This window comes from Citricoccus sp. NPDC055426 (genome assembly GCF_040677445.1).
Classification (GTDB): domain Bacteria; phylum Actinomycetota; class Actinomycetes; order Actinomycetales; family Micrococcaceae; genus Citricoccus.
This window is the reverse complement of the sequence record NZ_JBFARZ010000001.1, coordinates 113317-135254: the sequence shown is the minus strand read 5'-3', so window position 1 is coordinate 135254 and position 21938 is coordinate 113317. Positions and strand designations below refer to the sequence as shown.

General features: G+C 69.9%; 23 protein-coding genes. 9 read left to right on the top strand and 14 right to left on the bottom strand.

The genetic code is table 11. From position 1 onward, the window contains the following. Nucleotides 1–20: 20 nt before the first annotated feature. From AB0K08_RS00645 to AB0K08_RS00635, 3 genes are all read right to left on the bottom strand, one after another. Nucleotides 21–1520 (bottom strand): TRAP transporter large permease, encoded by a 1500-nt coding sequence (locus AB0K08_RS00645; RefSeq protein WP_363350619.1) that lies wholly within the window; start codon nt 1518–1520, stop codon nt 21–23. After that, a complete protein-coding gene (locus tag AB0K08_RS00640) occupies nt 1507–2106 on the bottom strand; it encodes a TRAP transporter small permease (protein ID WP_363350617.1) in 600 nt (199 codons plus the stop codon). The genes AB0K08_RS00645 and AB0K08_RS00640 overlap by 14 nt, the downstream gene beginning before the upstream one ends. Before the next feature lie 76 nt (nt 2107–2182). Further along, nucleotides 2183–3442 carry a hypothetical protein gene (locus AB0K08_RS00635; protein ID WP_363350615.1) on the bottom strand — a complete coding sequence of 420 codons (1260 nt, stop codon included), beginning with the start codon at nt 3440–3442 and terminating at the stop codon, nt 2183–2185. 142 nt (nt 3443–3584) lie between these two features. Between AB0K08_RS00635 and AB0K08_RS00630 the strand changes: the two genes are divergently transcribed. Next, nucleotides 3585–4358: an IclR family transcriptional regulator gene (locus tag AB0K08_RS00630; protein ID WP_363350613.1), complete on the top strand. Its 774-nt coding sequence runs from the start codon at nt 3585–3587 to the stop codon at nt 4356–4358. 45 nt (nt 4359–4403) lie between these two features. Here AB0K08_RS00630 and AB0K08_RS00625 read toward each other — a convergent pair whose 3' ends face one another. From AB0K08_RS00625 to AB0K08_RS00605, 5 genes are all read right to left on the bottom strand, one after another. Further along, complete coding sequence (locus AB0K08_RS00625) at nt 4404–5516, bottom strand: NAD(P)-dependent alcohol dehydrogenase (protein ID WP_363350611.1); 1113 nt, start codon at nt 5514–5516, stop codon at nt 4404–4406. A gap of 72 nt (nt 5517–5588) precedes the next feature. Continuing rightward, on the bottom strand, nt 5589–7094 hold the full coding sequence (locus AB0K08_RS00620; RefSeq protein WP_363350609.1) for an NAD(P)/FAD-dependent oxidoreductase: 1506 nt from the start codon (nt 7092–7094) through the stop codon (nt 5589–5591). Between the two features lie 70 nt (nt 7095–7164). Further along, nucleotides 7165–8019: an alpha/beta hydrolase gene (locus AB0K08_RS00615; RefSeq protein ID WP_363350607.1), complete on the bottom strand. Its 855-nt coding sequence runs from the start codon at nt 8017–8019 to the stop codon at nt 7165–7167. Between the two features lie 19 nt (nt 8020–8038). Beyond that, a complete protein-coding gene (locus AB0K08_RS00610) occupies nt 8039–8803 on the bottom strand; it encodes an SDR family NAD(P)-dependent oxidoreductase (protein WP_363350605.1) in 765 nt (254 codons plus the stop codon). Nucleotides 8804–8823: 20 nt separating this feature from the next. Further along, the gene (locus AB0K08_RS00605; RefSeq protein ID WP_363350603.1) at nt 8824–9624 is read right to left on the bottom strand and encodes a 3-ketoacyl-ACP reductase; all 801 of its coding nucleotides are present in this window, start codon (nt 9622–9624) and stop codon (nt 8824–8826) included. A 157-nt stretch (nt 9625–9781) separates the two neighbouring features. Here AB0K08_RS00605 and AB0K08_RS00600 point away from each other — a divergent pair, with 157 nt between their 5' ends. From AB0K08_RS00600 to AB0K08_RS00590, 3 genes are all read left to right on the top strand, one after another. Then, a complete protein-coding gene (locus AB0K08_RS00600) occupies nt 9782–10567 on the top strand; it encodes a helix-turn-helix domain-containing protein (RefSeq protein WP_363350601.1) in 786 nt (261 codons plus the stop codon). Nucleotides 10568–10582: 15 nt separating this feature from the next. Beyond that, the gene (locus tag AB0K08_RS00595) at nt 10583–11011 is read left to right on the top strand and encodes a hypothetical protein (RefSeq protein WP_363350599.1); all 429 of its coding nucleotides are present in this window, start codon (nt 10583–10585) and stop codon (nt 11009–11011) included. 71 nt (nt 11012–11082) lie between these two features. Continuing rightward, complete coding sequence (locus AB0K08_RS00590) at nt 11083–11517, top strand: hypothetical protein (protein WP_363350597.1); 435 nt, start codon at nt 11083–11085, stop codon at nt 11515–11517. 3 nt (nt 11518–11520) lie between these two features. Here AB0K08_RS00590 and AB0K08_RS00585 read toward each other — a convergent pair whose 3' ends face one another. Further along, the gene (locus AB0K08_RS00585; protein ID WP_363350595.1) at nt 11521–11949 is read right to left on the bottom strand and encodes a MarR family transcriptional regulator; all 429 of its coding nucleotides are present in this window, start codon (nt 11947–11949) and stop codon (nt 11521–11523) included. Nucleotides 11950–12061: 112 nt separating this feature from the next. Between AB0K08_RS00585 and AB0K08_RS00580 the strand changes: the two genes are divergently transcribed. After that, the gene (locus AB0K08_RS00580) at nt 12062–12712 is read left to right on the top strand and encodes a maleylpyruvate isomerase family mycothiol-dependent enzyme (protein WP_363350593.1); all 651 of its coding nucleotides are present in this window, start codon (nt 12062–12064) and stop codon (nt 12710–12712) included. A 12-nt stretch (nt 12713–12724) separates the two neighbouring features. Here AB0K08_RS00580 and AB0K08_RS00575 read toward each other — a convergent pair whose 3' ends face one another. After that, on the bottom strand, nt 12725–14107 hold the full coding sequence (locus AB0K08_RS00575) for an NAD-dependent succinate-semialdehyde dehydrogenase (protein WP_363350591.1): 1383 nt from the start codon (nt 14105–14107) through the stop codon (nt 12725–12727). A gap of 227 nt (nt 14108–14334) precedes the next feature. Between AB0K08_RS00575 and AB0K08_RS00570 the strand changes: the two genes are divergently transcribed. After that, nucleotides 14335–14829, top strand: coding sequence for a DoxX family protein (locus tag AB0K08_RS00570; protein ID WP_363350589.1), 495 nt, complete (start codon nt 14335–14337; stop codon nt 14827–14829). 87 nt (nt 14830–14916) lie between these two features. Here the strand turns inward: AB0K08_RS00570 and AB0K08_RS00565 are convergent, their stop codons facing one another. Next, nucleotides 14917–15447 carry a DinB family protein gene (locus AB0K08_RS00565; RefSeq protein ID WP_363350587.1) on the bottom strand — a complete coding sequence of 177 codons (531 nt, stop codon included), beginning with the start codon at nt 15445–15447 and terminating at the stop codon, nt 14917–14919. Nucleotides 15448–15482: 35 nt separating this feature from the next. On the opposite strand from AB0K08_RS00565, the gene AB0K08_RS00560 reads away from it, so the two are divergent. After that, nucleotides 15483–15971, top strand: a complete 489-nt coding sequence (locus AB0K08_RS00560) for a YbaK/EbsC family protein (protein WP_363350585.1) — start codon at nt 15483–15485, stop codon at nt 15969–15971. A 177-nt stretch (nt 15972–16148) separates the two neighbouring features. Here the strand turns inward: AB0K08_RS00560 and AB0K08_RS00555 are convergent, their stop codons facing one another. Both AB0K08_RS00555 and AB0K08_RS00550 read right to left on the bottom strand, forming a co-directional pair. After that, nucleotides 16149–16829, bottom strand: a complete 681-nt coding sequence (locus AB0K08_RS00555; protein ID WP_363350583.1) for a GyrI-like domain-containing protein — start codon at nt 16827–16829, stop codon at nt 16149–16151. Further along, nucleotides 16808–17368 carry a VOC family protein gene (locus AB0K08_RS00550; RefSeq protein WP_363350581.1) on the bottom strand — a complete coding sequence of 187 codons (561 nt, stop codon included), beginning with the start codon at nt 17366–17368 and terminating at the stop codon, nt 16808–16810. The genes AB0K08_RS00555 and AB0K08_RS00550 overlap by 22 nt, the downstream gene beginning before the upstream one ends. A 76-nt stretch (nt 17369–17444) precedes the next feature. Here AB0K08_RS00550 and AB0K08_RS00545 point away from each other — a divergent pair, with 76 nt between their 5' ends. After that, entirely contained in the window at nt 17445–18245 is an 801-nt protein-coding gene (locus AB0K08_RS00545) for a helix-turn-helix domain-containing protein (RefSeq protein WP_363350579.1), read from the top strand. Here AB0K08_RS00545 and AB0K08_RS00540 read toward each other — a convergent pair. Beyond that, complete coding sequence (locus AB0K08_RS00540) at nt 18227–19129, bottom strand: amidohydrolase family protein (RefSeq protein WP_363350577.1); 903 nt, start codon at nt 19127–19129, stop codon at nt 18227–18229. The genes AB0K08_RS00545 and AB0K08_RS00540 overlap by 19 nt on opposite strands. Nucleotides 19130–19188: 59 nt before the next feature. Between AB0K08_RS00540 and AB0K08_RS00535 the strand changes: the two genes are divergently transcribed. Beyond that, nucleotides 19189–21855 (top strand): hypothetical protein, encoded by a 2667-nt coding sequence (locus AB0K08_RS00535; RefSeq protein WP_363350575.1) that lies wholly within the window; start codon nt 19189–19191, stop codon nt 21853–21855. The last annotated feature ends 83 nt before the right edge of the window (nt 21856–21938 follow it).

The window sequence follows — 21938 nt, the reverse complement described above, 5'->3', positions numbered from 1 at the left end:
GTGTCAGGAGGCGCGCCGGCCTACTGGGACGAGGTCAGGCCAGGTAGCCAGGTCGCCAGTTCGGGGAAGAGGGCCATGATGAAGACCACGGCCAGGGCGCCGGGCACGAAGAGCAGCGCGCCCTTGAAGACGTCCATGAGCGTGATGTCGTGGCCGAGGTTGACCTCTCGGGTCCGGGTGATCTTGTGGGTGATGAAGGCGAGCATGCCGACCGGTGGCGAGAGGATCGCGATCTCGCCCATCAGCACCACGAAGACGCCGAACCAGACCGGGGAGATGCCGGCGGCGGTGGCAGCCGGCAGCAGGATCGGCACGGTCAGCAGCATCATCGCGATCGGGTCCATGAACATGCCCAGCACCAGGTAGAACACGGTGAGCACGGCCACGAGCCCCAGCATCGGCAGGCCAGCGGCGATCACGGCGTCCGAGAACAGCTGGGCCGTGCCGGACAGGGCCAGGAAGCGGTTGAGCATCGTGGCCCCGATCATCACGAACAGGATCCCGCCGACCGAGGCCACGGTGTCCTTCAGCGCAGTCAGCCCGGACCGCAGGGCCTCGCGGGGACCGAGGCGGAACAGGGCGAAGACCAGGGCCGTCATGGCGCCGACGGCACCGGCCTCGGTGGCGGTGAACCAGCCGGACATCATGCCGCCGATGATCATGAACGCGATCACGGGGATCGGCCAGCACTTGGCGGAGTCCTTCCAGACCACGCCCCAGTCCAGTTGGGTCTTGGAGGTGTCCCGGGGCGCCCAGTGCGGCTTGAGGCTCACCGTGCCGACCACGATCACGATGTACATCAGGGTCAGCACGATCCCGGGGACGATACCGGCCATCAGCTGGGGCCCGACCGGGACCTCGGCGAAGCCGGCGAAGAGCACCAGCAGGATGGACGGGGGGATGAGCTGGCCGATGGTGCCCGAGCTCATCACCGCCCCCGTCGCCAGGCGCTTGTCGTACCCGGCCTTGAGCATCTCGGGGATCCCGATGCGGCCCAGGGCGTAGGTGATGCCGATGGTGGACCCGGAGGCCGCACCCAGACCCGCCCCGGCCAGATTGGTGGTGATCGCCAGTCCGCCGGGCAGCCAGCTCAGCCAGTGCTTGGCCGCGGTGTAGAGATCCGCGGTGACCCCTGAACGCCACAGGATCAGGCCCATGAACACGAACATGGGGATCACGGTCAGGGAGAAGTTGGTGGCTGCCGCGAAGGGGCCCTCCGCCAGCAGGCCGATGGTCGGTCGTTCGCCGGCCAGGGACAACACGCCGATCACGCCGGTCAGGCCCATGGCCACCCCGACCGGGACGTTCAGGGCCATGAGACCGAGCATGAGGACAAGCAGGATCCCGCCCACGGCCTCGCGGGGCAGGTCGGACTGGGCGGCGAGGACCATCAGGACCGCGGCCACCACGGTGCCGGCCACGATCAGGTATCCCTGCCTGCGCCCGGCCTTCGGGTCGGCCGGCCCCTGCCCGCCGGCGGGTGCCGTGGACGGGGTGGACAGCTGCTCAGACAGGCTCATGGTGATCCTCCAGGGATGTGAGGTTGCCGTCGCGGACCACGCGCGTGACCTGGGCGATCAGGGACAGCATGAAGGCGCCCACCCCGAGGGGGACGACGAAGCGCATCGGCCAGACCGGGACCCGGTCCGCCCCGATGTACTCGCCCTTGTCCATGGCCTCGAACGCGGCCTCCACCGAGAACCAGAGGACCAGTGCCAGGAAGATGAAGGTGATCACGGCCCCGAAGAGGTACGCGACCCACTGGGCACCCGGCTGCAGACGGGCGGTGGCCAGGTCCACGGAGATGTGCTCATTGTGGACGAAGGCCTGCCAGAGGCCGATGAAGGCGATCCCCCCCAGGTACCAGTACGTGGTGATCTCCAGCGTCCCCGTCAACGGGGAGTTCAGCGCCCCGCGGGCTGCAACCTCGGCCACCACGTGGAAGAGCATCGCGGCGACGGCGGCCATGCCCAGCCACGTCAGCACCTGGCCCGGCCACTGCCACCAACGGGTGGGATTCTTCAGGTTCACGCCCGGAGGCCGGTCGCGCTTGCGCACCAGCGCCTCGGGATATCCGGAGCTCGGCTCCGGCGTGGTGGTCGACATGCGTCGTCCTCTTCTCCGTGGGACCCCGGGCCCGGCCACGTGTGCTGGCCGGGCCCCGGGAGGGTTCAGGTGGTGGCTACTCGGCGGAGCCGAGCAAGTCGGTCTGATCGAGGATCTCGGTGGAGATCTTGTCCGACCAGGCGCTGAAGTCCTCGTCCACGCCTTCGTTCTGCTCCACGTATTCGGCCCAGGTGGCGGCCTCGTTCGGGAAAGCGAGTTCGCCGGTCAGGGTCTCCAGCCACTTCGCGTGGGCCTCCTGGTAGGAGGCGATGGCCGCCTCGGGGTCAGCCACCTCGGCGGGCGCCTGCTCCACGAGGTCGGCTGCCAGCTGGTCGTGGTAACTGCCCACCTTGGCGTGGACGTCCTCGTCGGCCTGGTGGGTCGTCACCCCGGCGTCTGATGCCTGGCTGAAGAAGTCGAACGCGGCCTGACTGGACTCCGCGGCCTGGGCCTCGAACAGCACCGGCAGGTTGTCCACGAAGGCCTGCTGGGCAAGGGTCGGCAGGGATTCCCAGGTGTCCTGGTTCACGCCGGTGGAGGCACTGGTCCAGCCGGTCAGGCCCAGCGGGGTGTAGTTCTTGGCCACGTCCGTCAGTCCCATGCCGTCGATCTCCTGGACGCCGCCCAGGTGGCAGTCGGTCACACCCTGTTGGAGGGCGGTGTACCCCTCATTGGACGGCAGGTTGACGGGCGTCCCGCCGAGGTTCTCCACCTCGCCGGCCCAGGCCTCACCGCCCACGCGGATGCGCTTGCCCTGGATGTCCTCCAGCGAGGTCACCGGGTCCTTGCAGATCAGGTCGTAGGTGTGCACGGTCTGATTGCGGGGGACCAGACCGTGGATGTTGTTGTCGGCCAGCTCCTCCTGGAAGGCGGGCTCCGAGTAGGCGAACTCCCAGGTGGCGCTCTTGCTCTGCGTCGAGCCCACCACAGGGGCCGGATCGGACATGAAGGCCAGCTTGGTGGCCCAGTTGTCCACCGGGTAGTCGGCCGGGGTATAGGTCGGCATGAACTCCGCGAAGTCGATGGTCCCGTCGGACAGCCCCTGCGCCATCTCATTCTGCGGCAGCAGGCTCCCGGCATAGAAGTACTCGAAGGTGACCTTGCCCTCGGTCGCCTCGGTGATGGCGTCCGTGTACTTCTCGATGGCCAGAGTGGAGTAATTGTCCGGGCCGTAGATGGTGGCCACCTTGAGGTTGACCTCCTCCATGTCCGCGAAGGACTCCACGGAGTCGGCGGCATCGGACCCGCCGCCACAGGCGGTCAGGGTCAGGGCGGCGACGGCGAGCGTGGCCGTGACGGCCGCCACCCGGCGGGGGGAACGCGAGCGATTCGTCATGAAGGTGCCTTTCGAGGGCTGAGACAGCAGAGAACGGTGCGGTTGAGATGCAACTCACAATAACTATGATGACCTGACATGTGCAAGTCAATGTCCTGATTTTCAGGACCCGTTCGTGCGGATCGCGTGGAAGGATGGCCTCATGGCCGGGAATTACAAGGGAAAGAACAGCACCGCCAACAATGCGCTGGAGATCCTCAATCTGTTCACGGTGGAGCAGAAGACCATCACGGCGATTCAGATCGCCAATCATTTGCAGACTTCACGATCGACTGCCTACCGCTACCTGGACACCCTGCTGGAGATGAACTTTCTCGCTGAAGATCCGGCAGGTGGCTATCGGATCGGCCGACGGATCCAGGAACTGGCCATGCTCGACCGGGACTCCGACCGAGCCCTCGTCCTGGCCCAGTCGTGGCTGCTGCAGCTGCGCGATGAATTCGACGAGACCACCACGTACACCGCCAGGCTCGGGGGGATCCGCACGGTCATCCGGGCATCGGAGAGCAGCAACCGGCTGCTCCGGGTGTCCTACGACCTGGGCACGGTCATGCCCCTGTACGCCGGCGCCCCATCCCTGGTCCTCCTGTTCGGTGACACGGATGAGCAGGTCAGGTCGGCGTTCAGCGGCGTCGAGATCGAACCGTACACGGATGACACCCCGCGCACGGTCCAGGATGTCCTCCGGATCGTCAATGCCATCCGCAGGCACGGCTTCTACGTATCCCGGGGCGAATACGACCGCGACTCCGTCTCCGTCGGAGTGCCCGTATTCGGGGACGATCCCACCAAGCCCGTGGCCGGTCTCGGCATCGTGTTGCCCTCGTCTCGCAGCACGCCCGACCGGGAGGCCAACATGGTCGATCGCCTCCGACACGCCGCGGAGGACATCAACCGCCAGCTGCTGGCCGGCTGATGATTACTTGTGATTTCTGCCCTCAAAGCGTGGGTGGCGGAGGGATCAGCCGATCCGCAGGACGGGCTTGATCGTCTCGCCGGACTTGGAATCGGCGAAGGCCTGGTCGATCTGATCGAACTCGTAGTACCTCACCAGCTCGTCGAACGGGAAGCGTCCCTGCCGATAGAGATCCACCAGAGCCGGGATCAGGTCCTGGGAGGTCCCGGATCCACCCAGGGTGCCGACCACCCGCTGGCCCCACAGGGTGGTGAAGTGGTCCAGGCTGAACCGCGCGTCCACCGGGGCGCCGCCGATGAGGATCATGGTCCCCAGCATGCCGACGACCTCCATGGCGGACTCGATGACCTTCACGGAACCGGTGCAGTCGATCACGTAGTCAGCCGGGCCGCCCAAGATCTCCTTGATCCGGGCGATGGCGTCCTCGGTGCCGGAGTTGATGGTGTGGGTGGCGCCGAAGCGGGTCGCCAGTTCGAGTCGGTTGTCATGCAGGTCGATGCCGATGACGGTGGTAGCCGGGGTGTTCTTGGCGGCCATGATGGCGGCCAATCCCACGGCACCGGCCCCGAACACCACGATCGACTGCCCCGGCCCCGGCTTCGCGGTGTTGAAGACGGCACCGGCGCCCGTGGTGATGCCACAGGCCAGCACACCCACGAGCTCCAGCGGGACATCCTTGTCCACCTTGACCACGGCACTGGCGTTGGCCAGCGAGTAGGTGGCGAAGGAGGACTGACCGAAGAAGTGGCCGGACAGTTCGGAGCCGTCGGCGCGCCGGTAACCGGTGGTGCCGGCGTCGGGCCCGATGAAGCGTCGTCCGCCCACCAGGGCGGGGCCGATCAGCTCGCAGTAGCGGTGCTCGCCGTGGCGGCAGTTGCGGCACTGGCCGCAGTAGGGCCAGCCCATGACCACGTGGTCACCGATGACCAGCTCGGTCACGCCCTCACCCACGGCCTCGATGATCCCGGAGCCCTCGTGGCCCAGGACGCCCGGCAGCGGCAGCGGCATGTCTCCGGCCTGGGTGTTGGCATCGGTGTGGCAGACGCCGCTGGCGACGACCTTGACCAACACCTCCCCGGGGCCGGGCCCCTCCAGTTCCAGGGTCTCGGGGACGAAGGGGGCGTTCTTCTGTTCGACGACGAGGGCTTCGATCTTCATGGTGTTCCTTTCGTTGATCATGGCTGGTGTTGTGCTGTGATCATGCTGTCATGATGCCTGCGGTCCGAGCAGTCAACCGGCGGAGACGAGTTCAGCCCGGGTCAGCTCATAGCCCTCCGGTGAGAAGCGGGCGTTCTCGTCCCGGAACGCATAGCCGAAGTCGGGCCAGATCAGGGTCAGCTTTCCGCTGCGCTGGTCCACGTACCAACTCTTGCAACCACCGTCGATCCACACGGTTCCGGCAGCGTTGCGCTGGATCCTCTCGACGTAGGCGTCTTCAGCCTCACGTGTGGGCTCCATGACCTGGAACCTCTCGGCCCGGGCATGGTCTAGGGCACCGAGGATGTATTCGACCTGGGCCTCGATGATGTAGACGATGGAGTTGTGCCCCAGCGAGGTGTTCGGCCCGTTGATGATGAACAGGTTGGGGAACCCGGCCACGGAGATCGAGTCGTAGGCCTGCATCCCCTGCTGCCAGTGTTCGGAGAGGTTCAGGCCGCCCCGGCCGTGCACCACCTCGGCGAACGGCGGCTCGGTGGCCTCGAAGCCGGTCGCGAAGACGACCGCGTCCAGCTCGTACTCTGCCCCGGAGGCCGCCACGGCCCGTCCGCCGTCCAGCCGGCTCAGGGCGGAGGTCTCGACCGTGGTGACCGGGGCGGTCAGGGCGGGGTAGTAGGCGTTGGAGATGAGCACCCGCTTGCAGCCCGGCTCGTAGCGCGGGGTCAGCTTCTCGCGCAGCTCGGGGTCGGTCACCTGGGACGCGAGGTGGGACAGCGCCTCAGCCTTGGCCGCGTCGAGGAACTGCGGGATCGCACGGCGCTGGGCGTAGTTGTTCTCCCCGCCCCAGAACAGCTCCGAGCGCAGGTCCCTCATCGACTGGGGATCCCGCCGGAACAGGCGACGCTCCCCGTCGGTGAAAGTGCGCTCCCGGCGGGGGATCACATAGGCGGGGGTGCGCTGGAAGACCACGAGTTCGGAGGCGGTCTTGGCCAGTTCCGGGATCACCTGGATGGCGGAGGCACCGGTGCCGACCACCCCGATCCGCTGACCGGCCAGGTCCACGCCGTGGTCCCAGCGGGCGGAGTGGAACCTGTGTCCGGTGAAGCCGTCCAGGCCGGGGATGTCCGGGAAGTGCTCATCGGCCAGGTGCCCGGTGCCGGTGACGAGGTAATCGGCGGTGAAGACCCCGCGGTTGGTGCGGACCCGCCAGATCCCGCGCCCCTCGTCCCAGGAGGCGTCCTCCATATTCGTGTTGAGGTGCAGGTGCGGCATCAGGCCCTCCTGCTCGGCGCAGTCGCGCATGTACTGCTGGATCTCCCACCCCGGGGGGTACATGCGGGACCAGTCGGGATTGGGCCGGAAGGAGAAGGAGTACAGGTGGGAGGGCACATCGCACGCCGCACCCGGGTAGGTGTTGTCGCGCCAGGTCCCGCCGACGTCGTCCGCCCGCTCGAGGATGACGAAGTCGTCCTCGCCGCGGCGCTTGAGTTGGATGCCCATGCCCAGGCCGGCGAAGCCGGCGCCGATCACGATGAGGCGTTGGTGCGGGTGCTGGTGGGTGGAGGGGTTCTCGGTCATGTCGGTCCGTTCGGTGGTGCTCAGCATCGGGAGGAGGCCGGTGGGGTCGGCCCGGGGCGTGCGACGGGGTCTAGGGCGCGGGGACCGGGATAGCGGTTCCGGTCGGGTGGCGGGACGGGTCGTCCATGAAGACCTGGATGTGGTGGGACAGCTCGCTGGGTCGCTCGAAGACCACGGCATGTCCGGTGGGGATCTCTGCCAGGCGGGAGTCGGCGATGGCCCCGAACAGGTCCTTCTGGTGGCGGAAGGGCACCATCTGGTCGTGGGTGCCGCCGGTGATGAGGGTGGGCACCCGGATCTCCTCGGCCTCCGAGCGGATGTCGATGCGCCGGTTGAGGTCCATCTGGAGGTCGCCGAAGTCGGTGAATTGCGCGGCGTCCATGCCGGGTTGCATGTCCGCCAGGGTCTTGCCGGCCAGGAAGGGGCCGCCGAAGGCGCAGAAGGTGTTGTATTCGCGCAGCGCGGAATCGTCGGGCAGTGCCCGCAGGGCCCGGTAGACGTCGTTGCGCAGGATCTGCTGGAGATCGGTCTTGATCCACCCGGAGACCAGGATGAGCCGGTTGACCAGCTCAGGGTGGCGGGCGGCCACCACGGCGGTCACCACGGCGCCCAGCGAGTATCCGAGGAGGACCACCTTCTGCCCGGTTCGGACGTGCCCGACGACGGCCGTCACCTGCCGGACCAGATGGTCCAGTTCCAGCGGGCCCGCCAGACCCTCCGGCTGAGCCCAGTCCACCGAGACCACCCGTTGCTTGGCGGCGAGGATCGGGTAGAGGAATCCGAAGTGGGCCCGGGTGGAGCCGCTGGTTCCATGGACCAGCACGAGCATCTCGTCCCGCCCCTTGGTGTCCTGCGAGTCGTAGTAGGTGACGGCGGTGCCGTCCACGGTGAGGGTCCGGGACCGGAAGACGTCTTCAGTCAGCATGGCTCTTCTTTCTGGTGGTTCAGTAGGTGGCGCGGCCGCCGGAGAGGTCGAACACGGCGCCGGTGGAGAACGTCAGGGCGGGGCTGGACAGGAACGCGACCATCTCGGCGACCTCCTCCGGCTCGCCCACCCGGCCCATGGGAATGCGCTCCAGCAGGGTGCGCTTGACCTCCCCGGAGAACCAGGGCTGCTCGAGCATCCCGGAGCCGATCAGGGCGGGGGCGATCGCGTTGACGACCACTCCCTTCTGGGCCAGCTCCTTGCCGAGCGTCTTGGTCATGGCGATGACTCCGGCCTTGGCCGCGGCATAGGGGCCGGACAGGGCGTGGCCCTCCATGCCGGCGGCCGAGGCCGTGTTGACGATCCGGCCGTAGCCGCGCTCGATGAGCACCGGTACCGCGGCACGGATGAACATGAACTGGCTGGTCAGGTTGATCTCGAGATCGCGGCGCCAGGTCTCGGGTTCCACCTCCCACAGCGGCACCATGCCGCTGCCCATGCCGGCGTTGTTGACCAAGATGTCCAGGCCCCCGAACGCCTCCTGGGCGAGGGCCACGGCACGCGCGGGCAGTTCGGAGTCGGTGACGTCCCCGGCCAGGCCCACGGCGGAGCCGCCCGCCTCGGTGATCTGCCCGACGAGCTCGTCCAGGGCGTCCTGGCGCAGGTCCAGGCAGACCACGTGGGCACCGTCACGGACGAATCGACGGGCGGTGGCGGCACCGATCCCGCCGCAGGCACCGGTGATGATGGCGATCTGGCCGGCGAGGGACGTCGGGGCCGGCATGGGGCCTTCCTTCGGGTTCATCACGTGGCCTGCATGACGTTGAGTCCACCGGCCACCCAGAAGGGCTGGCCGGTGCTGTAGGGCAGGGCACCGGAGGCGAGCGAGGCCACCGCTGTCCCGACATCCTCGGGCTTGCCCCAGCGCGGCATCGGCACCCGCCCCTGCTCGAGCCAGTCGTCGATCTCGGTGGTCCCGGCGGAGGCGGTCATATCCGAGCGGATGAACCCCGGCCGGATCTCGTGGACGTGGATGCCCTCGGCGCCCAACCGGACCGCGAGGACCTTCGAGAGCATCGACACCCCGGCCTTGGTGATGCAGTACTGGGAACGGTTGGTGGACACCATCTCGGCGGCGATCGAGCTGACGATGAGGATCGAGCGATAGATGCCGTCCGTGTGGCGGGACACGTCGGCCAGCATGGACTTCGCCACGGTCTGGGAGAGGAAGAAGGTGCCCCGCAGGTTGATGTCCATGGCGCGGTCGAAGGCCTCAGGGCCCAGGTCCAGCACATCCGTCAGGGGTCGGGCCGCGATCCCGGCGTTGTTGTGGAGGCAGTCCAACCGGCCGAAGTCAGCCCAGACCCGGTCCACCAGCGACTGATGACCCTCCAGCTCGGAGATGTCCAGTCGGTAGTAGCGTGCGGTGGCACCCAGACCGGCCAGCCCTGTGAGGATGCCCTCGCTGACGGTGTCCGGCGCGGCCAGGTCCACGATGGCCACGTCGAATCCCTGAGCCCCCAGGGCACGCGCGGCGGCCAGCCCCAGTCCCTGCCGGCCACCGGTCACCATGGCGACGGGACGGGTGATGCTGGACTTCGTCATGCGATCTCCTTCTCGGTCCGTTCAGTGGACTCCACCGTAAGATGGCTCGCGTCGACCGGGGGCGCAGAGTCCAACCATCGGACTTTGGTCGTGGGCTTCAGGGGGACACGGCAACAACCCGGAGACCTCATGGGATCCGGAACGGAAGGAGGCTGGCATGACCGATCGCGAGAGTACCGTGGCCGGAGCCGGCGTTGTCCAGAAGGCGGCACTGCTCCTGCGGCACATCGCGGACGGCGGGCCCGAGGGGACCCGGCTCAAGGACCTGGCCGAGGCCGTGAGCCTCCCCCGGCCCACCGTGCATCGCCTGCTCACCGACCTCATGGAAGAGCGTCTGATCGGCCAGACCTCCGCCAAGCGGTATGTCCTCGGCCAGCAACTCTTCGAGTTCAGTCTGGCGGCGTCCAATCCGGTCGGGACCTTGGATCGATTCCGTCCGCTGCTCCGGGATCTCGCGGTGGAGCTGGGTGATGTCGTCTATTTCTCCATGCGCCGCGGAACCACCATGCAGTATCTGATCCGCGAGGAGGGCCCCTATCCCATCAGGACCTACACGGTGGAGGTCGGCGAGCTGCGGCGCATCTCCAACAGCTATTCGGGCCTGGCGATGTTGGCGTCCCTTCCGGCGGAGGCCTCGAACCGCATCATTGCGTCCACGGAGCGGAACAAGGACGAGGCCATGCGGATGGTGCGGCTCATCGGGCGGCTGCGCACCGACCTGCGTCGCACGGGCCACGTCGCCGGTTCGGACCTGGTCCTGGACGGCTACTCGGGCATCGCCGGCGTGGCCGTGACGGTTCCCAACGGGGATGCGGTGCCCTTCCTGGCCCTGTCCGCCTCCGCGATCTCCCAACGCCTCCCCCCGTCCCGGTACGCCGAGGTGGCGGAGGCCCTGACGTCCACCGCCCGGGCCGTCGCAGGTCTCGTCGCCGAGCCCGGTTAAGGACGGACAGACAAAGTGAGCCACTCGAATCCCTCGCGGACAACCCTCGTCGTGGACGCCGCCAACGTGGTCGGCTCCGTCCCGGACGGCTGGTGGAAGGACCGCCTCGGCGCCACCACCCGGCTTCGGGATCACCTCGCCGCCCTGGCCCGGGACGGCCTGGAGGTGCGCGCCGCCGGCCTCAAGACCCCGCGGGTCCGTCCCGAGATCGTCCTGGTCGCCGAGGGCCGCGCCCGCGGCCTCGAGTCGGTCACCGGGGTCCAGGTGGTCGACGCCCCCGGTGAGGGGGACGACGAGGTCGTGGCCGTCGTCGGGCATCTGCTCGCCGCGGACCCGGAGGGCACCGTGGTGGTGGCCACCGCCGACCGTGGCCTTCAGGACCGGGTCCGGGCCCTGGGTGCGGGGATCATGTCCGCACGCGCCGTCCGGCATCGCGCCGGATAGCCGGTCCGGAGGCGCGGCTATCCTCTGAAGTCAGGCACCACGTCCGGCATCACGAGAGGGGACGCACCGTCATGACCGACCCACCGCACGCCCCACAGCCTGAGGACCAGCGGCCCTCCTGGTACACGCCGGCCCCCGAAGCCACCGGGCAGCCGCCGCCAGGGCAATCCTCCTGGACGCACCAGCCTGGGCCGGCGCACCCGCCAGAGCCAGCGCCCGTCCAGCCGCCCGGCCTCGGGTCGTCCGTCCCAGAGTCCGATCGGAAGCTCCACAGCCCGGCGCTCGCCACCGTCGGCTGGGTCCTCACCATCCTGTTCGGGCTGTTGTTCCTCGTCCTCTTCTTCGCGGGGGTCGATTCCTTCAACTCCAACGTCACGGCCGGGGAGAACGCGTACAACGTCGGGCTCTTCCTCGGTTTCCTGCTGATCCTGCTCATTCCGGCTGTGCCAATCCTGCTGGGCATCCGCCTGATCCGGCAACCGCGGCGTCAACGGCGGCTCCGATAGCCCTCAGGGATCGACGACCGTCCGCAAATCCTGCAGCGCCGTACGCATCTCCCGCATGCGCCGGGGACCCAGGTGCGCCGCCCACTCGTCGTCGACCAGCCGCTCCTCCGCCCGCGCCACCGGCAGGATGTCCCGCCCCCGGTCGGTGAGCCGGACGAGCCGGGCGCGACCATCCTCGGGGTCCCGCACCCGCTCCACGTAGCCGGCGGCCACCAGCCGGTCGACGAGCGCCAGGGCCGTCTGCTTGGCGATCCGCGCCCGGTCTGCGAGCACGACGAGCCGGGTGCCGCCGTCGTCCATCCCCGCCAGCAGCCGGCCCTGCGCCCGGGTGAGGTCTCCGAAGCCGGCCTGGGCCAGGGCGGCGAGGATGCGGTCCTCGGCCGCCCGGTAGCCCAGGAACATCAGCAGGCTGGACGGAATCTCACGCTGCATGGTCTCTCCCTGGAATCCCGGCTTCGGAGCCTACTCGCGCCCCGAATATAGTCCTATGATCGTACTATCTCGCGGTCCCGCACGGTGGACCGCACTCGGAAGGGACATCGTCATGGACGAGACCGAGGTCTGGGCGGCCGTCGACCGCCGGCGGCAGGAGATCGCCGACTTCCTGGACGGGCTCGCGCCGGGTGACTGGGCCAACCCATCCCTGTGCGAGGCGTGGACGGTGCGCGAGGTGGCTGCACACCTGACCCTGCCGGCGCTGCCGCCGTGGCGGCTCTTCCCGCTGTTCCTGCGGTACCCGGGCAGCACGAACCGCACCATCCGGGACGGGTCCAAGGCCGTGGCCCGCGGGATGGACGAGGCGCAGATCGTCGCCGCGATCCGCCGGATGGTGGGGTTCCACCGGCACTTCCCCGGCCTGACGTGCCGCGAGGCGCTGATCGACCTTGTGGGCCACACCCAGGACATCACGCTGCCCCTGGGACGCGAGCTGCCGATCCCGCCGTCGGAACTGGCCGAGGCGGCGGACCGCGTGCTGTCCTACGGGGGCCGCGGCAACGCCCGGGTCTTCCACCCGCTGCCGTCGGAAGGGTTCCGCCTCGTGGCCGACGACCACCCGTGGTCCGCGGGCCACGGGCCAGTGGTCACCGGTTCGATGCGAGACCTGTTCCTGTTGCTGACCGGACGGACCGTGCACCTGGATCGCCTGGGCGGTGAGGGTGCGGACGGCTTGCGCGGCACTGTAGCCCGGGCGTGACCTCGAGCCCGGTCAGCCCCTGGGAGCCGCGGTCCGGCGCAGCCGGGTGTTGACGAACTCGCCCATCCCCCAGCGGCCCAGCTCACGGCCGAAGCCGGAGCGCTTGACGCCACCGAAGGGCAGTCCGGGCAGCGTGGTGCCGTGCTCGTTGACGTAGGCCATCCCCACCTCCAGCCGGTCGGCGACCTCTTGGGCGCGGGCGATGTCGGAACCCCACACCGAACCGCTCAGGCCGAAGCCCACATCATTGGCCAAGTGAACGGCATCGTCGGCGGAGTCCGCGGCGTAGACCATGGCCACCGGTCCGAAGATCTCCTCGGAGTAGGCATCCATCTCCGGGGTGATGCCGGTGAGGACCGCGGGCCGCATGAACGCGCCGTCCCCGTCCAGGGCATCGCCACCGGTGTGCAGTGTGGCGCCCTGCTCGACGGCCCGCTTGACCTGCTTCACCACGGTGTCCCGGGCCCCGGTCGAGGAGAGCGGGCCCACCCGCACGTCCGGGTCGAGGGGATCTCCCACCGCTGCCTTCTCGAAGGCGGCCGTCAGGGAGGCCACGAAGTCAGACAACTTCTCCGTCGGGACGATCATGCGCTTCGGGGAGTTGCAGGCCTGGCCGGCATTGGAGAGCCGTGCCTTGGCCGCGGTCCGCGCCACCCGTTCCAGGTCGGCGTCCTCGAGCACGATGAAGGCATCGGAGCCGCCGAGTTCCAGCACGGCCTTCTTCAGGTGCTTCCCGGCGGTCTCGGCGACGGCGGCGCCGGCCCGCTCGCTTCCCGTCAAGGACACCCCGTGGACGCGCGGATCGGCGATCATGGTGGCGATCTGCTCGTGGTCGGCGAACACGTTGATGTACACGTCCTCCGGCACGCCGGCGGCGTGGAAGATCTCCGCCATGACCTCCGCGGAGCCGGCGCAGATCTCGGCGTGCTTGAGGATGACCGTGTTGCCGGCCATGAGGTTGGGGGCGGCGAAGCGGGCCACCTGGTAGTACGGGTAGTTCCACGGCATCACCCCCACGAGCGGGCCGACCGGCTCGGTGGTGACGAGGGACTCCTCGGCACCCTGGGGGTCCAACGGCTCCGGCTGCAGCAGCTCGGGTCCGTGCTCGGCATACCAGCGGTAGATGGCCGCGGCCAGCTTGGCCTCGCCGACGGCCTCCGCCAGTGGCTTGCCCATCTCGGTGGCGATGAGCCGGCCGAGCTCCTCGGCCCGCTCCCGGTAGGCCGCCGCCACCTTCGTCAGGATCTCCGCCCGGTCCTGTGGAGTCCGCGAGCGCCAGGCGGGGAAGGCGGCATCGGAGCGGCGCAGCACGTCCTCGACGCCGGACTCGTCCAGGCTCGGGAACTCGCGCTCGGTCACGCCGGTGGTCGGGTTGGTGGTGGTGTAAGTAGCCATGGCTCCACCCTTTCGGACTCGGGCAGTCCTGCCAACCCGTCCCGGCCCGCCCGGCGCCACACTTCGCCGGCGGCGCAAATGGTCTCCGACGTATTCCCCGCAGGACTCGGATATGGGGCTTCTCACCACCGCGCCGCATAACTTGACTCTTCAACTAAATGTGCGGAACAGTGGTCCTCCGTGCCTCCGTCCGTTGCGCACTGAACTTCCACGAAAGGCCACCTTCCATGAGCGCCCCCACTGCGACTCCCGCCCCTGCTGCCCGGACAGCAACCGCCCGCCTGTTGCCCCTGCCGACCCCGGTGCGCGAGTGGGGCCTGCTCGTGGCCCGCGTGGTCCTCGGGGTGGTCCTGGTGGCCCACGGCTGGCAGAAGTTCACCGAGTGGGGCATCGCCGGCACCACGGCGAGCTTCCAGGAGATGGGCGTGCCGGCACCCCCGGTCTCGGCCCTCGTCGCCTCGATCGTGGAGCTCGGCGGCGGGGTCCTGTTGATCCTCGGCCTCTTCACCACGGTGGCCGGCTTCCTGGTGGCCCTGAACATGCTGGGCGCCGTGCTGTTCGTCCACGCCCCCCACGGCGTCTTCGTGGCCGGCAACGGCTGGGAGCTGGTGGCCGTGATCGGCGTGGCTTCCCTGATCTTCGCCCTCGTGGGCGCGGGCCGCATCAGCCTCGATGCGCTGATCTCCGGTCGTCGCTCCGGCACCCTCGCTGCTCGGGTCTGACCCCGCCCCACCCCAGGCATAAAGTGACGACACCACGTCACTCCGGTGGGGGTGAGGTCACTTTGCGCCCAGGGGGCGGGCAGGGACTCAGGCGCCGACGTCGTGCAGGTGGTGTTCCATCTCGTGGGCGATGTACTGGCTCATCGTGGCCACGGTGAAGGACATGCCGTCCGAGCGCAGGCCGGCCCGTTCCCAGTCCTCCCCCACCACGCTGCCCAGCAGGGTGCCCACCCGGACGGCGGCGCGCTGCAGCTCCGTCAGGGTCTGCAGCGGGTCGGCGTTCCAGTACTCCAGCTCCACGGCCTTGGCGTCGCCGTCCCAGTCGGCCAGCACCGGGGTGTCCGCACCGAGCATCGACTCGATCCGCTCGTCGAGCACCGCCAGCATGTCCCGCACGTGCCGGCCGTACTCCAGCGCGGACCACACCTCGGGGTCGGGGCGCTCGGCCACGTCGGACCGGGTGAGGGCGTCCCGCCAACGGCTCGACCGCTCCACGAACCAGTCGGCCAGCTCGGCGCGCGGCACCGGCTGGAATCCACACTCGCTGCAACCGTCGGTCACGACGAAGGTCCAGTCGCGGTCATCTCCGGGAACGGGGGGCGGGGGCTGGGTGGCCATGGCTCCATCCTGCCCCACACCGATACCCTGACGCAGTGACCCACCACCCCGAACACGCCGACCACACCCCGCCCGGCCTGCAGGCCATCATCGGCTCCGGCCTGGAGTACACCCTGACCGAGCACGGTCCCGTGAACTCGCTGGCCGAGGCCGCCGCCGCCCGCGGCGTGGACCCGGACCGGCTCATCAAGTCCCTCGTGGTCCGCCGCGGGGAAGGCGACTTCCTGTTCGTCCTGGTCCCGGGCGGGCACAGCATCTCCTGGCCCAAGCTGCGCGCCCTGCTCGGCGTGAACCGGCTGTCCATGCCCTCGGCGGCCGAGGCGCTCGAGGTGACCGGATACCCGCGGGGTTCCATCACCCCCTTCGGCGCGACGACGGCCTGGCCCGTCATCGCGGACCTCGCCCTGGCCGGGGGTCGGGTCTCGATCGGTGCCGGGGCGCCGGGTGCCGCGGCGACGGTGGACGCCGACCGGCTCGTCGAGGTGCTGGGCGCGCAGCTCGCGGACGTCACCGACCCGGAATAGCGGGCATCCCCCATCCTTGATTCTCGCCATGCGGATTTTCCGTCATGCGGATTTCCGGCGTGTCAGCGCCCGTAACCCACAACACGCCGAACGTTCGTATGACGATTCCGGACGGACCGAGGCTCGGCGGACCCGGCGGCGAGGATCTGTGCGGCCTGCCCGGCCCCGTCCCCAGTCTCAGGCGCCGGCCGCCCGCACCGGCTGGCGCAGGAGGGTGCGCAGCTTCTCCGGGGCGGTCCGACGCGGGTCGGAGAGGTAGACCTCATGGTGGGTCCCCGTCAGCTCCAGCCCGTTCGCCGGGATGAAGCGGTGGTGCATCTCCTCCAGCACGGCGGCCTCCGCGTCGAAGGGGCCCACGTGCAGGGTCTGCACGCACCGCCCCTCCGTCAGCGTGGCGAACCGGACATCGCCGAGCCGTCCCGGTGGGCCCTCCGGCGCCCGCGCTCCCTTGGCCTCCACCGCCCCCACGGCGGCCGCCACCTCGGTCTCACCGAGCCAGTCCGGCACGAGGATCATCATGGTCCAGTCCCAGGCGGACTTGTCCCGGGCCACCGTGAAGGCGTCCATGTCCTCGGCCCACCACAGCCCCTCCAGCGGCGGCACCACGTAGTCGCGCCCGGCCGCCCTGGACGCGAACTTCAGGGCGTAGGCCACGGGGTACAGGGCCTGCAGCGCCTCCGCGTACTCCGGGGAGCTGTTGGGATCACCGTGCCCGTCCACCATCAGATAGCTCATCGCGGGCACGTCAAGGATCCGGAACTCGCCACGCTTCGCCCGGTAGGAGTCGATCTCCTTCTTCGGGTCGGACTTCTGGTTCGCAGTCTGCCCGGGGACCGTCACCCCTGCGCCGCCGCCCACTCGGCCACCCGCCGGTCGCTCTCCTCCTGCGTCAGGTCCTGGACCCGGGACATCAGGGACCAGCGGACCCCGAAGGGATCTCGGATCGAGGCGAAGCGGTCTCCGGAGACGAAGGTGCTCAGCGGTTCACGGATGACCGCGCCCGCCTGCTCGGCGCGGGCCACCAGGGCGTCCACGTCCGCGCAGTACAGGCCGATCGAGTAGCAGTCGTCCTCCCCCGCGGGGGCCGGCACCAGGCCGTAGTCCGGGTTCGGCTCGCCCAGCTGCAGCCGGCCCTGGCCGAAGTCCAGCTCGGCGTGCACCACCATCCCGCCCATCTCGGTGACGCCCAGTACCCGGGCGCCGAAGACGTCCCGGTAGAACTCCACCGCCTCGCCCGCGCCGGCCACCGCCAGGAACGGGGTCAGGCTGGTGAACCCGTGGGGGACGCCGTGGGCCGTATGCTCTCCATCAACCCCGAGCCGGGGCGTATCCTGTTCGCTCTGTGTGTCCTGTTCGCTCTGTGTGTCCTGTTCGCTCTGTGTGTCCTGTTCGCTCATGGAGCCACCGTAGGCCGGGCGCGGATCGCCTGGCTTGGAGATTCGCGACAGCATCCGTCCCCGGGAGGAGCCCGGCATGAGCGGTGACGAGGGCCCCCGGGCCGAGGACCCGCGCGGCATCCTCTATCCCACCCGCCTGCCCACCTTCCGCCGCGTCCCCGCCCCGCCCGGGCTGGAGGGCCTCATCCGCTGGTTCTGGATCCCGCGCTGGCGAATGGCCCCGGGCCGGACCTCCCGCCAGGAGCTGCTCCCCTTCCCGGCCTCCAACCTGGTGGTCCAGGCGGAGGGCGTGACGCTCTCCGGACCCTCGACCCGCGCCTCGTTCCGAGACCTGCGGGGCACCGGCTGGGCGGTGGGCGCGCTGCTCCGCCCGGCCGGCGTCGTGCAATGGCATCCTGAGCCCGGCGCGCTCCGGGACGCCGAGGTCCCGTTCGACGCGCCGGACCTGCACGCCGCTGTGGTGCTGGCCATGACGCACGACGGCGGCGCCCCCTCCCACGAACGGGCCACCTCGGCCTTCTCCCGATGGGCTGCGGGCCGGTTGGCGGCGCCGGACGAGGCGGGCCGGCTCGCCAATGCGATGGAGGAGGTGATCGCCGCGGGCCGGCAGATCACCCGGGTGGAGCACGTGGCCGCGCAGCTGGACACCTCCGTGCGCGGCATCCAACGGCTGGCCCGGTCTCATGTGGGCCTGCCCCCGCTGGCGATCATCCGCCGGTACCGGCTGCAGGAGGCGGCCCAGCGGCTGCGCACGGACCCGGCCGTGCGCATCGCGGACGTGGCCGCGGACCTCGGCTACGCGGACCAGGCCCACCTGAGCCGTGATTTCCGCACGGTGCTGGGCCTGACGCCGCGGGACTACCGGGGTGGTTCGTAGCCCAGCAGCCGGCGGGGGTTCTCCCAGAGGACCTTGCGCATCCAGTCGTCCCCGAGGCCCCAGCCGGCCAGGACCTCGATCTGATGGGCGTAGGGGTAGGGGATGTTGGGGAAGTCAGTGCCCAGCACCACCCGGTCCGCCAGGTCGAGCATGATCTGCGGGTAGTTCGCCGGCAGCGGGAAGGAGTGCTCCATGAAGGAGGTCCCCACCATGGTGGTGTCCAGGTGGACTCCGGGGTACTCGCGGGCCAGTGCGGCGAACTGGCCGTACTCGGGCAGCCCCGCGTGGGCGATCACCAGCACCAGCCGCGGGTGGCGGGCCAGCAGCTCGCGGACGGGCCCAGGGCCGGTGTGCTCGCCGCGCGTCGGGCCATTGCCGCAGTGGATGACCACGGGGGTCCCGGACTCCTCCAGCAACGCCCAGGCCGGCTCGAGCAGGGGATCCAGCGGGGTGAATCCGCCCACCTGGACGTGAACCTTGAACACCCGCACGCCGGCCTCCAGGCACCCGGCCACCTGCTCCGCCACCCCGGGCTCGGGGTAGAAGGTGCCGGAATGGATGGCGTCCGGGTGGGCGGCCGCGAACCGGGCGGAGTACTCGTTGAGCCAGCCGGCCATGCCGGGGCGGTGCGCGTAGTTCAGGGTCGTGAAGGCGCGGACGCCCATCTGCCGCAAGGCCTGGACCCGCTCCTGCTCGTCCGTGCGGTAGGTGATGGTCCACGGTGGGACGGTGCCCTGCTCCCCGACCCGGTCGAAGAACGCCCAGACCTTGTCCAGCATGTTCTGGGGCATGAAGTGCACGTGCAGGTCCACCACACCGGGCAGCCCGAGGGACTCCAGGTAGGGACGGATCTCGGCATCGGTCCACGGTGCTGGCTGCGCCATGCGGCTCCTCCTCGGCGGCGGGACAGGGGACAAGGCCCACCCTCCCATACACTCGTGCCGTGCCCCGCCCTTCCCGATCGCAGCACCGCGGCCCGTTGCGCCGCCGGCCCCCGTCCCGGTTCCCCGTCCTGGCCGTGTCCCTGGCCGGGCTCTCCGTGCTGCTCGGCACCATCGGCTTCACCCAGGTCACCGCCGAGCCCACCGAGCCCATCACCTTCGTGGTGGACGGGGGATTGCCCTACGGCATCACCCAGGACTCCGTGGAGGCCGCCGCCGAGGGCATCGGCCTGGCCCATGAGCCCTTCACCCTGCACGTGGTGGGCCGGGACCTGGAATGGGAGGAGTACACCCACGGCGAGACCGGAGACGCGGACGTCCTGCTCTCCATCGCCGACGACCCCGACGACCTGGACCTGGACCTGCCGGACGCGAACCGCGTGGCCTTCGCGGGCGAGGACTACAGCGATCACTACCGGGATGCGGCCACCATCCGCGAGACCTTCGTCAACAACCGAACCCTCGGGCACCGTCCGAACGCCGTGCTCGGGGCCGCACTCACGGCGGCGGACCTCCGGTTCGACGGCGGGGTGCGCACCCCGCTGCTCTGGGCCCCGCTGGCCGCCCTGCCCATGTTCATCGCCGTCCTGGCCATGTACCGCTGGATCGGCCGGCGGCGCGGCGAGCACGCCCGCTACCGGGCTTTCGGCGAGGCCCAGCTCCGGCTCGCCCGGGCCGTGCTGGCGCTGGAGACCCTGAACCTCCGGGTGGACGTGGCAGAGGTCGCGGCTCCCGCCACGGAGGCCGGGGGCCCGGAGCGATCAGCACCGGCCCAGCTGCGGAACGACTGGACGCGGGTCCGGGGCCTCACCGTCGAGCTGGCCCGCACCGAACAGGAGCTGGTCGCGGAGCTCGACCGCACCGTCTCCCCCCTCAAGGCCCGCACGCAGGAGCAGCTCACCACCGACCTCGAGCAGTTCTCCGCGGACACCCTGGACCTCCAGCGGCGCTCCGACGTCCTCGCCCAGAGCGCCGAGGTCCGCTCCGGTCATGCCGGATCCCGTTCGGTGCTGGACCGGCTCGCCCTGCCCCTGCTCCAGTCCGTGGACGAGGTGCTCGCCCACCATGAGAGGTACCCGGCCGCGGCGCGTGCCCTGGAGTCCCAGCGCGCGGAACTGCTGGCCATCACGCACGAGGTGGCGGCCGGCGTCGGGCCGTCGGCCGAGCTGATGGACCGCTGGAACACCGCGGAGCAGGCCATCCGTACCACGGCCGGGACGATGGCCCGGCGCGTCACCCCGCGGAAGACGATCCCGAACGCCACCCACGTCCGGACCCTGGAGGAGGCGGTCCAGGAGCGCTCGCGCCGCAGGGTCTCGGCCGCCACGGCCGGGGCCACCGACTCGTTCGCCGCCCTGCGCAGCTCCCTGGGCCTGGGGCACGGCCAGGACCTGGGACCCCTCCAGGCCACCGAACGGGTGCTGGAACTGATCGAGCGCCGCGAGGCCCCTCAGGACCGCCCGGCCCCGCCCACCACCGGCCGGTCCGCACGCGCGGTCCCCTACGGCCTGCTGACGGTGGCCCTGCCGTTGCTGCTCTCCCTCGCCGCCGGCTGGATGGTCGCCGCCCAGGTGGAGGACAGCCACATCCAGTACGGGCGGGAGCTCACCGGCGCCCAGCCCCTGGCCGGGCTGCAGGTCTACGGCGACCCCGGGGCGCTCCGGGCGCCGGTGGAACCCCGGGAGAACGAGCCGCAGTCTCACACCGAGAGCCTCTCCCTGGAGCTGGTCCGGGAGCAGATGACCACGCGCGTGGAACGCAGTGATGAGGCGGCGTTGTTGCCCGCCGAGCTCGCCCTCACGGTGGCGGTGCTCCCCGCCGAGGAGTACCTCAGCTACTCACCCGATCCGAAGTACGAGCACCGCATCGCGATCGACTACTGGGACCTGATGGGGGCCCAACAACAGGTCAAGCAGGACGTGGCGGCCCGGTTCCCCGAGGTGGTGGATCCGCGCACGGGGGACGTGGCCCTGGGGCAGGCCATCCTGCCCGTCTGGGTCCTCACGGACGGCACCTTCGCCTTCGACAACTTCCTGACCGGGGAGTTCAGCGTGGGCGTGAGCAGCCGGATGGGTGCCTACTACTTCAACGGGACCGAGCCCACGGTCTACGGCACCGGCGACATGGAGAACGTGTCCCTCGGCTGGTGGGTGGGGTATCGGTTGGGGGATCTGGGCCGGGCCATGGAGTACAACCACCTGACCATGGACAACGTGAGCCCCGCGGCGGTGTTCTGGGCGGTCGCCGTCAGCTCGTGGACCGGGCTGCTGACCGTGATCATGCTCGGCCTGGCGGCCGCGGAGGCTGCCCGACGGCGGGTGGGCACCGCGGCCTTCCGGCGCCAGTTGGCCGGGCTGCAGCAGGAGCTCAACCAACTGGCCCTCGGGCTGGACCTGTCCCGACTCGACATGGTGGCGGTGCTGGGCCTGGACTCGGCCACCGGCGGCCGGGCCGAGGAGTCCGAGCAGCGGCTCTACGAGATGGGCCTGGTGACCGCCTGGCGCGAGGTCGACGCGCTGGGGCAGCTGCCCCGGAAGGAGCAGCGCGGTCAGGCCTGGGAGTCGCGGGTCCTCCGCGTCCGGACGATGGTGGACACCCTCAGCTCGCGGGAGGCCAGCGTGTCCCGCCGCGCCGAGGACCTGCTGCACGCCCAGCGCTTCGGTTCTTAACCGTTGTGAGGGCAGTTCGTGCGGGTTGCGCCGGGGGCGCACCCCCACGAACTGCCCTCAAAACGAAGGTGGGTCACAGACGG

Bases quoted from the DNA above. Each gene is read 5' to 3' on its own strand.
- AB0K08_RS00565 (WP_363350587.1), bottom strand. From the start codon at position 15,447: ATGGCCACCCAGCCCCCGCCCCCCGTTCCCGGAGATGACCGCGACTGG.
- AB0K08_RS00580 (WP_363350593.1), top strand. From the start codon at position 12,062: ATGGACGAGACCGAGGTCTGGGCGGCCGTCGACCGCCGGCGGCAGGAG.
- AB0K08_RS00640 (WP_363350617.1), bottom strand. From the start codon at position 2,106: ATGTCGACCACCACGCCGGAGCCGAGCTCCGGATATCCCGAGGCGCTG.
- AB0K08_RS00625 (WP_363350611.1), bottom strand. From the start codon at position 5,516: ATGAAGATCGAAGCCCTCGTCGTCGAACAGAAGAACGCCCCCTTCGTC.
- AB0K08_RS00600 (WP_363350601.1), top strand. From the start codon at position 9,782: ATGACCGATCGCGAGAGTACCGTGGCCGGAGCCGGCGTTGTCCAGAAG.
- AB0K08_RS00590 (WP_363350597.1), top strand. From the start codon at position 11,083: ATGACCGACCCACCGCACGCCCCACAGCCTGAGGACCAGCGGCCCTCC.
- AB0K08_RS00630 (WP_363350613.1), top strand. From the start codon at position 3,585: ATGGCCGGGAATTACAAGGGAAAGAACAGCACCGCCAACAATGCGCTG.
- AB0K08_RS00620 (WP_363350609.1), bottom strand. From the start codon at position 7,094: ATGACCGAGAACCCCTCCACCCACCAGCACCCGCACCAACGCCTCATC.
- AB0K08_RS00635 (WP_363350615.1), bottom strand. From the start codon at position 3,442: ATGACGAATCGCTCGCGTTCCCCCCGCCGGGTGGCGGCCGTCACGGCC.
- AB0K08_RS00570 (WP_363350589.1), top strand. From the start codon at position 14,335: ATGAGCGCCCCCACTGCGACTCCCGCCCCTGCTGCCCGGACAGCAACC.
- AB0K08_RS00605 (WP_363350603.1), bottom strand. From the start codon at position 9,624: ATGACGAAGTCCAGCATCACCCGTCCCGTCGCCATGGTGACCGGTGGC.
- AB0K08_RS00545 (WP_363350579.1), top strand. From the start codon at position 17,445: ATGAGCGGTGACGAGGGCCCCCGGGCCGAGGACCCGCGCGGCATCCTC.
- AB0K08_RS00615 (WP_363350607.1), bottom strand. From the start codon at position 8,019: ATGCTGACTGAAGACGTCTTCCGGTCCCGGACCCTCACCGTGGACGGC.
- AB0K08_RS00575 (WP_363350591.1), bottom strand. From the start codon at position 14,107: ATGGCTACTTACACCACCACCAACCCGACCACCGGCGTGACCGAGCGC.
- AB0K08_RS00540 (WP_363350577.1), bottom strand. From the start codon at position 19,129: ATGGCGCAGCCAGCACCGTGGACCGATGCCGAGATCCGTCCCTACCTG.
- AB0K08_RS00610 (WP_363350605.1), bottom strand. From the start codon at position 8,803: ATGCCGGCCCCGACGTCCCTCGCCGGCCAGATCGCCATCATCACCGGT.
- AB0K08_RS00550 (WP_363350581.1), bottom strand. From the start codon at position 17,368: ATGAGCGAACAGGACACACAGAGCGAACAGGACACACAGAGCGAACAG.
- AB0K08_RS00585 (WP_363350595.1), bottom strand. From the start codon at position 11,949: ATGCAGCGTGAGATTCCGTCCAGCCTGCTGATGTTCCTGGGCTACCGG.
- AB0K08_RS00645 (WP_363350619.1), bottom strand. From the start codon at position 1,520: ATGAGCCTGTCTGAGCAGCTGTCCACCCCGTCCACGGCACCCGCCGGC.